This is a genomic window from Paraburkholderia agricolaris (assembly GCF_009455635.1).
Taxonomy (GTDB): domain Bacteria; phylum Pseudomonadota; class Gammaproteobacteria; order Burkholderiales; family Burkholderiaceae; genus Paraburkholderia; species Paraburkholderia agricolaris.
Genome location: NZ_QPER01000001.1, coordinates 4250919 through 4263950 on the forward strand (window position 1 = coordinate 4250919; position 13032 = coordinate 4263950).

The following is a 13032-nucleotide window of genomic DNA, read 5'->3' on the forward strand; positions in this document are numbered from 1 at the left end:
CATGAGCTACCGGGAACTGATCGCCGAGCTGGCACGCGAGCACGCGGAGGAGTTCTCCGACGCGCTGCTCGAGTTGGGCGCGTTGTCCGTATCGGTTGAAGATGCGGACGCCGACACGCCCGACGAGCAGCCGCTGTTCGGCGAGCCCGGTCTCACGCCGGATCGCAAGGCGTGGCAGCGTTCGCGGGTGATCGCCCTGCTTGCGCCGGAACATGAGCCGGCCGTGCTGCTCACGGCCGCGGCCAATGAGGTGGGGCTGGAAACCGCTCCCTCGTTTACCGTGCGTGAGGTCGAGGACCAGGATTGGGTGCGGCTCACGCAATCGCAATTCGACCCGATTCCAATCGGCGAGCGCATCTGGGTCGTGCCCTCATGGCACGATGCACCGGACCCCGACGCCCTCGTGCTGGAACTCGATCCTGGCCTTGCGTTCGGAACCGGCAGCCATCCCACCACGCGTCTGTGCATGGAATGGCTGGAGCAATCGGTCAAAGCGGAGCAATCCGTGCTCGACTACGGTTGCGGCTCCGGCATCCTCGCGATCCTCGCCAAAAAGTGCGGCGCCAACCCGGTGTACGGCATCGATATCGACCCGCAGGCGGTCGAATCGGCGCGCCACAACAGCGAGCGCAACCGGGCGGAAGTCACCTACGGTTTGCCCGACGCCTGCCCCACCGGCGAATTCGATATCGTGGTCGCCAATATTCTGTCCAATCCGCTCAAGCTGATGGCCTCGATGCTGTCGTCGAAGGTCAAGCCGGGCGGCCGGATCGCGCTGTCAGGCATCCTGGCGCGCCAGGCGGACGAAGTGGCGCAGGTCTACGCACGATGGATCGACATCGGCATATGGCGCGAACACGAAGGTTGGGTATGTCTAACGGGAACCCGCCGCGAAAGCCATTAGAATAAGGCGTATTGCCCAACCAACGGCCTTTCGGCTTACCGGCTCAATATGCTCCTGGCAACGCGTTGCCCCTTCTGCGAAACCGTCTTCCGCCTGCAACCGGCGCAGCTCGCGCTGCGCCGCGGTCTTGTGCGCTGCGGGCATTGCAATGAAGCGTTCGACGCCTCGAGCAGCCTGTTCGAACTGAACGAGGACGGCGACTTCTCCACCGCCAAGCCGGTTGCCGCCGCAGCGGCGATCGAGGCTTTGTCCGGTGTGCGCCCGAAGGACCCCGATTTCAGCGCCGAAGCATGGGATCCGTGGGCGCCGGTCGCCGACGCCACGATCGACAATCGCCTGCTTCACAACGCCCGCAATCTGCCTCTTTCGCCGGTCTCCACCGGTGCAGGCGTCGCGGTCACGCCGCGTCATGCTACCGAGCCGGAACTGCCGGCGAGCGCCTTCACCGCGCCGATTCCCGCCGACAACGAACCCACGCTCGCGCATACGCCCGGCGAAACCTCCGCTTACACGGATGAGGTGCCCGCTGATGTCCCGCCCGAGCCGTTCGCTCACGCGGCCAACCCGCCTGTTGAGGCGGCGCCGCGGGTTTGGCACAAGACCGAACGCCCTTCCGAATATCCTGGGGATGCTGACGAACCGGTTCTGAACGAGCCGGCTGGCTTGCATGGCATTCCCGACAACGAGCCGCATTTCGGTGGGGCCGGCTTAGGTGCGGCCGCAGGCTCAGGTGCTCCCGCTGGTCCAGCCGCGGCAGCCGGCTTGGGTACTGCCGGCGCCGGTGGTCCCGGCACAGCCACATTCGGATCGAGCGGCGAGCCCTTCTCGGTCCAGCCGGTAAATGACGACGGCGTCGATCCCTTCCCGGTGGTACGTGAAACGCGCCCGCCCGAACCGCGCCGCCTCGGCTGGATCGTCTTCGGCTCGGTGGTCGCAGCGCTGCTGGCGATCGCGCTGCTCGCGCAACTCGCCTGGTGGCAGCGTGAAGCCGTTCAGGTCTTCTTGCCACGCTCGCAGGTACTCTATGCAAAGGCCTGCGCGCAACTCGGCTGCCAGCTCACGCCGCCGCACGACATCGACGGTTTGCTGGTCGAGCCGTCCGATCTGCGTCAGGTCGACGGCCCGCACAAGCTCGAACTGAAGATGCCGTTGCGTAACCGCTTCAGTATTGCGCTGGCCTACCCGGCCATCGAACTCACGCTGCTCGACGACCAGAACAATGTCGCCGTGCGCCGCGTGCTGTGGCCGCAAGACTACGTCCCTCCCGGCACGCCGATTGCGGCAGGTCTGGCGGCGCACACGACCCAGACCATGATCGTGCACCTCGACACGGGCAGTGCGGTCGCATCCAATTTCCGCGTGCAGATTTTTTATCCGTAACGCAACCTCGCGCGCCCGGCACTGACCGGGCGTATTCACCGTCATCACTGACGAATTTTCGGAGCACAACAACATGAGTCAAGTAACGCTGGGTGGCAACCCGATCGAAGTAGCCGGCACGTTCCCGACCGTGGGCCAGAATGCCCCCGCCTTCTCGCTCGTGGGCAAAGATCTGAAGCCGCTGTCGCTGGCCGACTTCGCCGGCAAGCGCAAGGTGCTGAACATCGTCCCGAGCCTCGATACACCGACTTGCGCCACGTCGACCCGCAAGTTCAACGAAGCCGCGGCCAAGCTGAGCAACACGGCCGTGATCGTCGTGTCGGGCGACCTGCCGTTCGCCGCATCGCGCTTCTGCACGACTGAAGGCATCGAGAACGTCGTGACGGCTTCAACGTTCCGCGGCCATGAGTTCGCGCAAGCCTATGGCGTCGACGTGACGAGCGGCCCGCTGACGGGTCTGACGGCACGCGCCGTGGTGGTCCTCGACGAGAACGACAAGGTCGTGCACGCTGAACTGGTCGGCGAAATCAAGAACGAACCGAACTACGACGCAGCACTCGCCGCGCTGAAGTAAAACCTTCGCGCACGAACCCCGGCGCCGCGCTTCATGCGCGGCGCTGTCACGTCGTCGCGCCCATTTTCTTTATCGATTTTTACAGGACGCTCACCTTGGCTACGCTGATTTGCGGTTCGCTCGCCTACGACAACATCATGACCTTCGAAGGCCGCTTTCGGGAGCACATCCTGCCGGAGCAGGTTCACATCCTGAATGTGAGCTTCCTTGTGCCGACGATGCGTCGTGAATTCGGCGGCTGCGCGGGCAACATTGCCTACTCGCTGCATCTGCTGGGCGGCAATGCGCGCATCATGGGCGCGCTCGGCGCGATTGACGCGCAGCGCTACATGGACCGTTTCGCGCAACTCGGCCTGTCGACGGAGAACGTGCTGGTGGTGCCGGATACCTATTCGGCCCAGGCGATGATCACCACCGATCTGGAAAACAATCAGATTGCCGCGTTCCATCCGGGCGCAATGATGCAGGCGCATCTGAACCGCGCCGACGAAGCGAAAGGCATCACGCTAGGTATCGTCGGGCCGGACGGTTACGACGCCATGATCCAGCATTCCGAGCATCTGGCAGCGGCCGGCGTGCCGTTTATCTTCGATCCGGGCCAAGGTTTGCCGCTGTTCAACGGCGAGTCGCTGCGACGCATGATTGAACTTGCTACTTACGTAGCTGTCAACGATTACGAAGCCAAACTGGTGAGCAACAAAACGGGTTGGTCGATCGAAGAAATCGCCGGCAAGGTCGAGGCGCTGATTGTCACGCTCGGCGAGCAAGGCGCGCAAATTCATCACGCTGGCGGGATCGAAGAGATTCCGGCGGTCAAGGCACAGCAGGTGCTCGATCCTACGGGCTGCGGCGACGCGTTCCGCGGCGGCTTGTTGTACGGCATCGAGAACAAGCTTGGCTGGGCGACCACGGGGCGTCTGGCGAGCCTGATGGGCGCGCTGAAGATCGAACACCAGGGCCCGCAAAACTACGCGCCCAGCCGGGCGGAGATCAACGAACGGTTCAAGCAGGCGTTCGAATACGACCTGCCGTAATACCGCAAGCTATTGGAGTTAGGGAATGAGAACAACGAGTCGCCTGGTCGTGGCCGCCTTGATCGCCGGTTCGCTGGCCATGTCGGGGTGTGCATACAACAGCAGTTCCGCCGACGTCTACACGGCATCGCAGGCACAGCGGGAAGAAACGGTTCGCATGGGCACGGTCGACAGCGTGCGCGCGGTGAAGATCAGTTCGAACAACGGCCAGCCGAGCGGCTTGGGCGCGATCGGCGGCGGCGCACTGGGCGCGGTAGCCGGCAGCGCGATCGGCGGCGGCCGCGGCTCGATCGTGACCGGCATCATCGGCGGCCTGGCCGGTGCGGTGGCAGGCAATGCGGTCGAGAACGGCGTCGCGGTGCACGACGGCCTCGAGATCACCGTGCGACTCGATAACGGCGATATGCGCGCAATCACGCAAAGCGCCACCGGCGAGATCTTCCGCGCCGGCGACCGCGTCCGGCTGCTCTCCAGCGGCGGCGTCACGCGCGTCACACACTAGGTTTCCCCTCTCGTGCGGTCGCGCTTCACGCGCTTCCGCGACGACCTCAAACGCATGCCCTCCCCTGTGCATGCGTTTTTTTTCGCCTGCCGGTTTTGAAGCGTTTCTCTTAGCGGGCGCGTTCGCCAGGGCAAAAAAAATCCCGTCGCCAGAAACCCGGCAACGGGACCCTGACCGAGTAGCGCTCGGTCATGCTACTTAAGCGCTACTCGATCATCGACACAGGTACGACGTGTCGAAGTACTTCTACCGCTTGTCGTCCAGATTACGGACGGCTGCCCGTCGGGAACGGCCATGCCGCTGCCGGGTTCAGCGCGGTCTTCACCGTTGCTGCCGGTGCGCTCGAGACAGAAGTCGCAGCGGGTGCAGGAGCCGCCTTCTTGGCGACAGCCTTCTTCGCAGGCGCAGCCTTCTTGGCAGGAGCAGCGGCCTTCTTCGCGGCAGCCTTCTTGGCAGGCGCAGCCTTTTTAGCAGCAGCCTTCTTCGCAGGCGCAGCTTTCTTGGCAGCAGCCTTTTTCGCAGGCGCAGCCTTCTTCGCAGCAGCCTTCTTAGCCGGTGCTGCCTTCTTTGCTGCGGCCTTCTTCGCCGGTGCCTTCTTTGCTGCAACCTTCTTCACTGCAGCTTTCTTAGCCGGTGCTGCCTTCTTTGCCGGCGCCTTCTTTGCTGCAACCTTCTTCACGGCGACTTTCTTGGCTGCAACCTTCTTGGCCGGAGCAGCTTTCTTCGCTGCAACCTTCTTAGCCGGTGCTGCCTTCTTCGCTGCAACCTTCTTCACTGCGACTTTCTTTGCAGCGACTTTCTTCGCCGGAGCAGCCTTCTTAGCCGGTGCGGCCTTCTTGGCTGCGGGTTTCTTAGCTGCGGCTTTCTTTAAAGTTGCCATCATTTTCTCCTTCAGGTTTTCAGATGAGAGTCAGTTCAAACTACACCCTTCGTCAAAACCCGTTTCCCGCGGACGCTTCTCAGGGCGCGCGCTACGAAGCGGGCTATTCATCGGCGTACGCAGGTGCTGCGCGCTTACGCTAATGAATGCGGTAAGGCGCGCGGTGCCAATGGGCACCGCGCGCCAGATCTGGTCGATGCTGGATATCAGCATCGGCAATTGCTTGATCGGGCCGCCGGCGCGAACGCCAACGGCTTTTTCCGGGGGGAAGTTTGCCCATCCCACTGAAGGGTTCGCAAAGTGCCAGCCATGTTTGTGGGCCGCGAAGGCACGCGGCGCACCGGGCACGATTTGCATCAGGCGGTTCTGCTCCTAACTAAATTGCCGCGGCCGAAGCCTGCCGGCATCCCCAAAATGAAATGCATCTGCGACTCGGACCCGGATCACTCCCAGGTCAACGCGCCGCCAGTCTGATATTCGATCACTCGCGTCTCGAAGAAGTTGCGTTCCTTCTTCAGGTCGATCATCTCGCTCATCCACGGGAACGGGTTTTCCTCGTTCGGGTACAGCGGATCGAGACCGATCTGCTGGCAACGGCGGTTGCAGATGAAGCGCAGATAGCTCTTGAACATCGACGCATTGAGGCCGAGCACGCCGCGCGGCATCGTGTCTTCCGCGTAACGATATTCAAGTTCGACCGCTTGCTGGAAGATCTCGCGGATGTCCGCGCGGAACTCAGCCGTCCAGAGTTGCGGGTTTTCGAGTTTGATCTGGTTGATCAGGTCGATGCCGAAATTGCAGTGCATCGACTCGTCGCGCAGGATGTACTGGTACTGTTCCGCCGCGCCGGTCATCTTGTTCTGACGGCCAAGCGCCAGGATTTGCGTAAAGCCGACGTAGAAGAACAGGCCTTCCATCACGCAGGCGAACACGATCAGCGAGCGCAGTAGCGTCTGGTCGGTCTCGAGCGTGCCGGTCTTGAAGCCCGGATCGGTCAGCACATTGATGTACGGAATCAGGAATTCGTCTTTCGCGCGGATCGAGGCAACCTCGTGATACGCGTTGAAGATTTCGCCTTCGTCGAGGCCCAGCGATTCGACGATGTACTGGTAAGCGTGCGTGTGGATCGCCTCTTCGAACGCCTGGCGCAGCAGGAACTGGCGGCATTCGGGCGCCGTGATGTGGCGGTAGGTGCCCAGCACGATGTTGTTGGCGGCGAGCGAGTCAGCCGTCACGAAGAAGCCCAGGTTGCGCTTGACGATGCGGCGCTCGTCTTCGGTCAGCCCGTTCGGGTCTTTCCAGAGGGCGATGTCGCGCGACATGTTCACTTCTTGCGGCATCCAGTGGTTGGCACAACCCGCCAGATACTTTTCCCAGGCCCACTTGTATTTGAACGGCACCAACTGATTGACGTCGGTCTGGCCGTTGATGATGCGCTTGTCGGCAACATTGACCCGCGCTTCGGAAATCGCAGCCGTTCCGGCAGCGTGAGCGGCGGCAATGCCTTTTTCGAAAACGTCTTGAGACGCGAAGACGTTTCGGTCCGAGGGAGCATGAGGAGCGGAACGCGTTCCGACTTGCGAACCGACAGCCGATCCCGCAGCGTTGCGCAACACATTCAGTTGCGTAGCGCTCGAGGGAGTTACGGCAGTGATCTCGTCATCCCAGTTGAGCATAAATGTCACCATCAATTTAGAACGGTTTGTACCATCTTTTCACGAGCGATAAAAGAGTTCGCTGATGAAAAATCCTGTTTTCGATTCGCGTTGCTACGTTCATACAACACTTTGTTCAACAGACTGTGTGTGTCGCCTCATGTGAAGCGTGTTGAACGCGTGTCGTCGAAGTGCTTCGCGAGCTCGAAGAGCAACGTGTCGAAGCGACGATTCGCTGCTCTATCTATCTGTATTGCGGAGCGTGCTTGCAGCGTTTTGCGATTGCTTCCTGCTGCCTCGCTGACGCGGTGGATTGCCTGTTCGTCAGCGCTGGCGAGGTGAAGTTCAATGCGATGTCGAGCGATGCTTCTGGCCGGCTGTGTCGTTCGACCTTTGACCGGAGCGTTTGCTGAGCGCTTCATGTCGAGCGCTTCGTCTGTGCTGCCGACTGCTTCATCTACTGCCTGCTTACCGCTTGCCATGCTTCGCTGCTGTTCGACGAGCGGTGTAACGTCGATTCTGTTTCGCCACGCCGCTCGTCTACTTCACTTCGGTACTACTTCTATCAGGCTTGCCGATCGCTGCATGCGGGTCTTTACCTACACCCATCTGCCACGCAGCGATCCTGCCGCCTGCTTCGTGCTCGCCTCGCAGTTGCCAGACGCTTACTGGCAAGCCTCGCACTCGTCGAAACCCGGATCGCCCGGACGCATCATGCACACCGGACCGTCCGCTTCCGGCGCTGCTTCGACTGCAACGGCCGGCGCTGCCGCCGCTACCTGGATGCCGCCCGAAGCCGCACCGCCGTTCGCGCCGAAGCTGCCTGCCGCGCCACCGCCGACACCGCCCGCGCCGCCCGATCCTTCGCCGCCACCCGAGCTCACCGCGTTCAGTGCGCCGTGCGCCACCGTCGACTTCTCGACGTGCGTTGCCGCCATCGTGCGGAGGTAGTAGGTGGTCTTCAGGCCGCGCACCCATGCGAGCTTGTAGATCTCGTCGAGCTTCTTACCCGACGCGCCGCCCATGTAAATGTTCAGCGACTGCGCCTGGTCGATCCACTTCTGACGGCGCGAAGCCGCCTCGACCAGCCACACTGGATCGAGTTCGAACGCGGTCGCGTAGATCGCACGCAGGTCGGCCGGGATGCGGTCGATGCGCGAGAGCGTGCCGTCGAAGTATTTCAGGTCGGCGACCATCACTTCGTCCCACAGACCGCGTTCCTTCAGGTCGCGCACCAGGTAGTCGTTGACCACCGTGAATTCGCCCGACAGATTCGACTTCACATACAGGTTCTGGAAGGTCGGTTCGATACAGGCCGACACGCCGATGATGTTCGAGATCGTCGCCGTCGGCGCGATCGCGATGCAGTTCGAGTTGCGCATGCCGTAGGTGGCGATGCGCGAACGCAGCTCGGTCCAGTCCATCGACTCGCTCGAATCGACTTCGACATAACCGCCGCGCGCATCGGCCAGCAGCTTCACCGAGTCTTGCGGGAGGATGCCGCGGTCCCACAGCGAGCCGCGGTAGCTGGAATAACGGCCGCGTTCCTGCGCCAGTTCAGTCGACGCGTAGTAAGCGTAGTAGCAGACCGCTTCCATCGACGTATCGGCGAACGCAACCGCCTCTTGCGACGCGTACGGCGTGCGCAGCAGGTGCAGGCAGTCCTGGAAGCCCATGATGCCCATGCCGACCGGACGGTGCTTCAGGTTCGAGTTACGCGCCTTGGCAACCGCGTAGTAATTGATGTCGATTACGTTGTCGAGCATGCGCATTGCCACGCTGACGGTGCGCTTGAGCTTGTCGTGGTCCAGCGCCAGGGTGCCGTCGGCCTGTTCCTTCAGGTGAGCGACGAGGTTCACCGAGCCCAGGTTGCAGACGGCGATTTCGGAGTCGCTGGTGTTCAGCGTGATTTCCGTGCACAGGTTCGACGAGTGGACGACGCCGACGTGCTGTTGCGGCGAGCGCACATTGCACGGATCCTTGAACGTGATCCACGGGTGGCCGGTTTCGAACAGCATGCCCAGCATCTTGCGCCACAGTTGCGCTGCCGGAAGCTTCTTGAACAGCTTGATCTCGCCGCGCGCGACCTTGTCTTCGTAAGCCGTGTAAGCCGCTTCGAATTCCGCGCCGAACTTGTCGTGCAGATCCGGGCAGGTAGACGGCGAGAACAGCGTCCAGTCACCGCCTTCGTGCACGCGCTTCATGAACAGGTCGGGAATCCAGTTCGCCGTGTTCATGTCGTGGGTGCGGCGACGGTCGTCGCCGGTGTTCTTACGCAGCTCGAGGAATTCCTCGATGTCCAGGTGCCACGTTTCCAGGTACGCGCAGACCGCGCCCTTGCGCTTGCCGCCCTGGTTGACCGCCACCGCCGTGTCGTTGACGACCTTCAGGAACGGCACCACGCCTTGCGACTTGCCGTTGGTGCCCTTGATGTGCGAACCGAGCGCACGCACGCGCGTCCAGTCGTTGCCCAGACCGCCGGCGAATTTCGACAGCAGCGCGTTTTCCTTCAGCGCTTCGTAGATGCCGTCGAGATCGTCGTCGACCGTGGTCAGGTAGCACGACGACAGTTGCGAGCGGCGGGTGCCCGAGTTGAACAGCGTAGGCGTGGACGACATGAAGTCGAAGCTCGACAGCACGTTGTAAAACTCGATCGCGCGCGCTTCGCGGTCGATCTCGTTCAGCGACAGGCCCATCGCCACACGCATAAAGAATGCCTGGGGCATTTCGATGCGCACGCCGTCGTGATGCAGGAAGTAGCGGTCATACAGCGTTTGCAGACCGAGGTAGCCGAATTGCAGGTCGCGGTTGTTGTCGAGCGCCGCGCCCAGTCGCTTCAGGTCGAACTGCAGCAGCTTGTCGTCGAGCAGCTCGGCTTGCACGCCGCGCTTGATGAACTGCGGGAAGTATTCGGCGTAACGATTGGCCATTTCGCCTTGCGTGACTTCCTCTTCGAGGATCTCGCGGCGGATCGTGTGCAGCAGGATGCGTGCGGTGACCTGGCTATACGCCGGGTCCTTTTCGATCATCGTGCGGGCAGCCAGAATCGCCGAGTCGTAGACCTGGCTCATCGGCACGCCGTCGTACAGATTCTTCACCGTTTCCGCGATGATCGGATCGGCGCTCACGGCGTCGCCCAGGTTCGCGCAGGCGGATTCGATAATGCCGCGCAGCGCTGCCATGTCGAGCGGACGCGTCACGCCGTTGTCGGTGACGTTCAGACCCGGCGTGTTGGCGACGATTTGCTCGTCATGGCCGCGCGCCTGGGTGCGCTTCTCGCGATACAGCACGTACGCACGCGCGACGTTGTGTTCGCCGCCGCGCATCAGCGCGAGTTCGACCTGATCCTGGATGTCTTCAATATGGAACGTGCCGCCGTTCGGGCGGCTGCGCACGAGCGCGCGCACCACGTTCTGCGTGAGTTGCTCGACCAGTTCGCGCACGCGCGCGGAGGCTGCGCCTTGACCACCGTTGACGGCCAGGAATGCCTTCGTCACGGCGATGGCGATTTTCGACGGTTCGAACGACACCACGCTGCCGTTACGGCGGATCACCTTGTAGTCGGCGTAGGTCGTTTGCGGCGCGAGCGGCTGCGCGCCTTGTGCCTGGCCGAAGGTCTGGCCAGTCGGTGAACCCTCGTACCGGGTCGTCGCGTTGTCGGTGGTTTGCATGTGCAAAGCTCCTGGTCCTGGAAATGGTGCGGAGAAAGCCGCGGATTAAAACGAACGCTGCGCCGCCGCGTGCGCAAGCGATGGGGTGCAGGAAAAAGGCCGGCTGAGCCGGGTGGCGGGATGCGACAGCGATGAAGCCTGGTTTGAATTGATGACGGTCTTCACGCTATGAGTCGCGATCACTTGCTGTGCCCTTTCCCTGAATGTTTCTGGACGCTGCCGACTCTCTATCAGCCGCGCCGCAGGAATATTTTCCGGTTGCCCGGAATGCTTGCGGCGCCATGCTCGGGAGCGGGGCGCCGCTGACTTATTCACTCGGTTATGCACTCAGTTATTCACACGGTTATGCACAGAGCAACACAAGATATAGTGCAAAACCGAATTTCTGGCACCAAGTATAGTGGAGATTCGAGACAGGTCAAATCGTTTTATTTGCTTTCGAAGTCTTGACTTTTGCATCTCGCGGCGCAAAGCCGCCTCCCCGGAGAACAAGGCTGCGCCTGGTTCTGCCCGTCTCACGCAAAGTCGTGAGAAGACCCTTTACGGCACTCTGGGAAACTTGAGATAGGGGAAGTACTGATCCGCCAACGCGGTGTCGCGCTGCAGACGCTGCCACTCGAAATGACGCCCTGGATCGGTCTTGCGGCCGGGCGCGATGTCAGAGTGACCGGCCAGCCCCTCGACCGGATAGCGAGCCTTGAGCGCCGTCACTAGTGCGCCGAGCGTGCGGTATTGCGCCGCTTCGAAAGCAGTCGTGTCACTGCCCTCCAGCTCGATGCCGATCGAGAAATCATTGCAGCGCTCGCGGCCGAAAAAATTCGACGGCCCGGCGTGCCATGCCCGCTCGTTGCAGGATACGAATTGCTCGAGCGCGCCGTCGCGATGGATCACGAAGTGCGCCGAGACCCGCACGCCGCGCAGATGCGTGTCGTAGTAGGGGTGGGCGTCACAGTCGAGCGTGTTCTGGAAAAGTTCGGCAATCGCCGTGCCGCCGAATTCATTGGGCGGCAAGCTGATGTTGTGTACGACGATCAGCGTGGGCACCGCCCCTTCGGGTCGCGCTTCGAAATTCGGCGAGGGAAGTTTGCGTGCGGCGGAGACCCAACCGTCGGCGTCGACGGTGAACGCGAGGTTCATCGAGCGTCGCGGCCCGTGGGACGCGCGTCATGCCGCTGTGCGTGCGCGGCGCTGCAGAATGCCTGCCCCGCGACCACCACGGAGTCGCTCTTCGGCGCGTGCACGCCGCACTCGGCGCAACGGATCATCGGCTCGGCGAGCTGCGGCTGTGCGGAAGCGGGTCCACGCGCGCCGCCGTTCGGACCATTCTGGCCGCCTTGGCGATTTGCCCCACCGGCGCCATTCGCACCGGCGCCCCCCGCGCGTTGCGACGCTTGCGCGTCATGACGACGCAGCGCCTTGACCAGCCATTGGCCAACGATGAACAACAGGATCAGCAGAAAAATTTGTCGCATAGCAGGACACTCACACTACAGCACGGTGCAACAGCACCTCGAATACGAAACGGCTGCCGACGTACGCCAGCAGCAGCGCGACGAACGACGCCAGCACCCAGCGCAATGCCGCACGGCCGCGCCAGCCGGACACCTTGCGCGCGGTCAGCAGCGCACCGAACATCACCCAGGAAAGAATCGCGAACACGGTTTTGTGATCGAGCCTCAACGCACGGTCGACCAGTTGCTCGCTAAATATGATGCCCGAGAGCAGCGTCAGTGTGAGCAGCACGAAACCCGCGCCGATCAGACGGAACAGCAGCTTTTCCAAAGTCAGCAGCGGCGGCAGCGTGTCGAGCCAACTCGACAGCCAGCCGCTTCCCGCAGCAGCCGCATTGCGTTGCGACATGCCGCCGCGCATTGCGTGCAGACGCCGCTCGACCAGCAGCATCAGAACCGCGTGCAGTGCCGCGATAGCAAACAGACCGTACGCGATATTGGCGATCAGGAAATGCAGCTTGAACATGGGCGCCGCCGAATACGGCAGCACGCGCACGCCGTTGAAGGCCAGCGGCAATAAGGAAGCGACGCAGGCAAGCGGAAGCACAAGCAGGCGCAGGCCGTCGAGCGGGAAGAAAAAGCTCTCGATCCAGTAGATGCCGGCGCCGAGCCAGAACATCGCCGACAGTGCGAACGCGAAACCGAACACCATCGCGTTCTGGGGAAAGATGGTGGTATGCAGCAGCACGCCGTGGGCGAGCAGCGCGACAAACAGTAGCGCGCGGCCCGAGGCGCTCATGCCCGAGGCCGCCGAGACGCTTGCAGCGGCCGGCACCGGCGGCACGCTCTCGAGCATGGGGCGCAGGGCGGCGTGCCGGTGCGAGCGCCAGCCGGCCACGGCGAGACCGCCGTAGAGGAGCGCAGTGAGGGCATACAGTACAATATCCATATTCGAAGTTTACACTAGGCCCCTGCTCCGCG

13 protein-coding genes are annotated in these 13032 nt (G+C 62.4%); 5 read left to right on the forward strand and 8 right to left on the reverse strand.

Translation table 11 applies throughout. The annotated features are described in order from the left end of the window. Position 1 precedes the first annotated feature (1 nt). The 5 genes from prmA to GH665_RS18645 all read left to right on the forward strand — a co-directional run bounded on the left by prmA (position 2) and on the right by GH665_RS18645 (position 4394). Entirely contained in the window at positions 2-904 is a 903-nt protein-coding gene (prmA, locus tag GH665_RS18625; RefSeq protein ID WP_153137380.1) for a 50S ribosomal protein L11 methyltransferase, read from the forward strand. A gap of 48 nt (positions 905-952) precedes the next feature. Continuing rightward, a complete protein-coding gene (locus tag GH665_RS18630; protein WP_153137382.1) occupies positions 953-2284 on the forward strand; it encodes a zinc-ribbon and DUF3426 domain-containing protein in 1332 nt (443 codons plus the stop codon). Between the two features lie 73 nt (positions 2285-2357). Further along, complete coding sequence (tpx, locus tag GH665_RS18635; RefSeq protein WP_153137384.1) at positions 2358-2858, forward strand: thiol peroxidase; 501 nt, start codon at positions 2358-2360, stop codon at positions 2856-2858. Positions 2859-2953: 95 nt separating this feature from the next. Beyond that, positions 2954-3892 (forward strand): carbohydrate kinase family protein, encoded by a 939-nt coding sequence (locus GH665_RS18640; RefSeq protein WP_153137385.1) that lies wholly within the window; start codon positions 2954-2956, stop codon positions 3890-3892. Between the two features lie 25 nt (positions 3893-3917). Continuing rightward, the gene (locus GH665_RS18645; protein WP_028196458.1) at positions 3918-4394 is read left to right on the forward strand and encodes an outer membrane lipoprotein; all 477 of its coding nucleotides are present in this window, start codon (positions 3918-3920) and stop codon (positions 4392-4394) included. A 265-nt stretch (positions 4395-4659) separates the two neighbouring features. On the opposite strand, the gene GH665_RS18650 is transcribed toward GH665_RS18645, so the two are convergent. The 8 genes from GH665_RS18650 to GH665_RS18685 all read right to left on the reverse strand — a co-directional run bounded on the left by GH665_RS18650 (position 4660) and on the right by GH665_RS18685 (position 13000). Beyond that, entirely contained in the window at positions 4660-5274 is a 615-nt protein-coding gene (locus tag GH665_RS18650; protein WP_153137387.1) for a histone H1-like DNA-binding protein, read from the reverse strand. 30 nt (positions 5275-5304) lie between these two features. Further along, the gene (locus tag GH665_RS18655; protein ID WP_153137389.1) at positions 5305-5631 is read right to left on the reverse strand and encodes a hypothetical protein; all 327 of its coding nucleotides are present in this window, start codon (positions 5629-5631) and stop codon (positions 5305-5307) included. Positions 5632-5717: 86 nt separating this feature from the next. After that, positions 5718-6950 carry a ribonucleotide-diphosphate reductase subunit beta gene (locus tag GH665_RS18660; protein ID WP_028196461.1) on the reverse strand — a complete coding sequence of 411 codons (1233 nt, stop codon included), beginning with the start codon at positions 6948-6950 and terminating at the stop codon, positions 5718-5720. Between the two features lie 137 nt (positions 6951-7087). Then, entirely contained in the window at positions 7088-7411 is a 324-nt protein-coding gene (locus tag GH665_RS18665; protein ID WP_153137391.1) for a hypothetical protein, read from the reverse strand. A gap of 183 nt (positions 7412-7594) precedes the next feature. Then, positions 7595-10600 (reverse strand): ribonucleoside-diphosphate reductase subunit alpha, encoded by a 3006-nt coding sequence (locus GH665_RS18670; protein WP_153137393.1) that lies wholly within the window; start codon positions 10598-10600, stop codon positions 7595-7597. Between the two features lie 540 nt (positions 10601-11140). Continuing rightward, positions 11141-11737 (reverse strand): 1,6-anhydro-N-acetylmuramyl-L-alanine amidase AmpD, encoded by a 597-nt coding sequence (ampD, locus tag GH665_RS18675; RefSeq protein WP_153137395.1) that lies wholly within the window; start codon positions 11735-11737, stop codon positions 11141-11143. Then, positions 11734-12072, reverse strand: coding sequence for a PP0621 family protein (locus tag GH665_RS18680; protein ID WP_153137397.1), 339 nt, complete (start codon positions 12070-12072; stop codon positions 11734-11736). The genes ampD and GH665_RS18680 overlap by 4 nt, the downstream gene beginning before the upstream one ends. A 10-nt stretch (positions 12073-12082) precedes the next feature. Beyond that, complete coding sequence (locus GH665_RS18685; protein ID WP_153137399.1) at positions 12083-13000, reverse strand: cytochrome C assembly family protein; 918 nt, start codon at positions 12998-13000, stop codon at positions 12083-12085. Positions 13001-13032 lie beyond the last annotated feature (32 nt).

Coding starts and splice junctions, on each gene's coding strand:
- GH665_RS18685 (WP_153137399.1), bottom strand. CDS start 13,000: ATGGATATTGTACTGTATGCCCTCACTGCGCTCCTCTACGGCGGTCTC.
- GH665_RS18650 (WP_153137387.1), bottom strand. CDS start 5,274: ATGGCAACTTTAAAGAAAGCCGCAGCTAAGAAACCCGCAGCCAAGAAG.
- GH665_RS18655 (WP_153137389.1), bottom strand. CDS start 5,631: ATGCAAATCGTGCCCGGTGCGCCGCGTGCCTTCGCGGCCCACAAACAT.
- GH665_RS18665 (WP_153137391.1), bottom strand. CDS start 7,411: ATGGCAAGCGGTAAGCAGGCAGTAGATGAAGCAGTCGGCAGCACAGAC.
- GH665_RS18645 (WP_028196458.1), top strand. CDS start 3,918: ATGAGAACAACGAGTCGCCTGGTCGTGGCCGCCTTGATCGCCGGTTCG.
- ampD (WP_153137395.1), bottom strand. CDS start 11,737: ATGAACCTCGCGTTCACCGTCGACGCCGACGGTTGGGTCTCCGCCGCA.
- tpx (WP_153137384.1), top strand. CDS start 2,358: ATGAGTCAAGTAACGCTGGGTGGCAACCCGATCGAAGTAGCCGGCACG.
- GH665_RS18670 (WP_153137393.1), bottom strand. CDS start 10,600: ATGCAAACCACCGACAACGCGACGACCCGGTACGAGGGTTCACCGACT.
- GH665_RS18680 (WP_153137397.1), bottom strand. CDS start 12,072: ATGCGACAAATTTTTCTGCTGATCCTGTTGTTCATCGTTGGCCAATGG.
- prmA (WP_153137380.1), top strand. CDS start 2: ATGAGCTACCGGGAACTGATCGCCGAGCTGGCACGCGAGCACGCGGAG.
- GH665_RS18660 (WP_028196461.1), bottom strand. CDS start 6,950: ATGCTCAACTGGGATGACGAGATCACTGCCGTAACTCCCTCGAGCGCT.
- GH665_RS18630 (WP_153137382.1), top strand. CDS start 953: ATGCTCCTGGCAACGCGTTGCCCCTTCTGCGAAACCGTCTTCCGCCTG.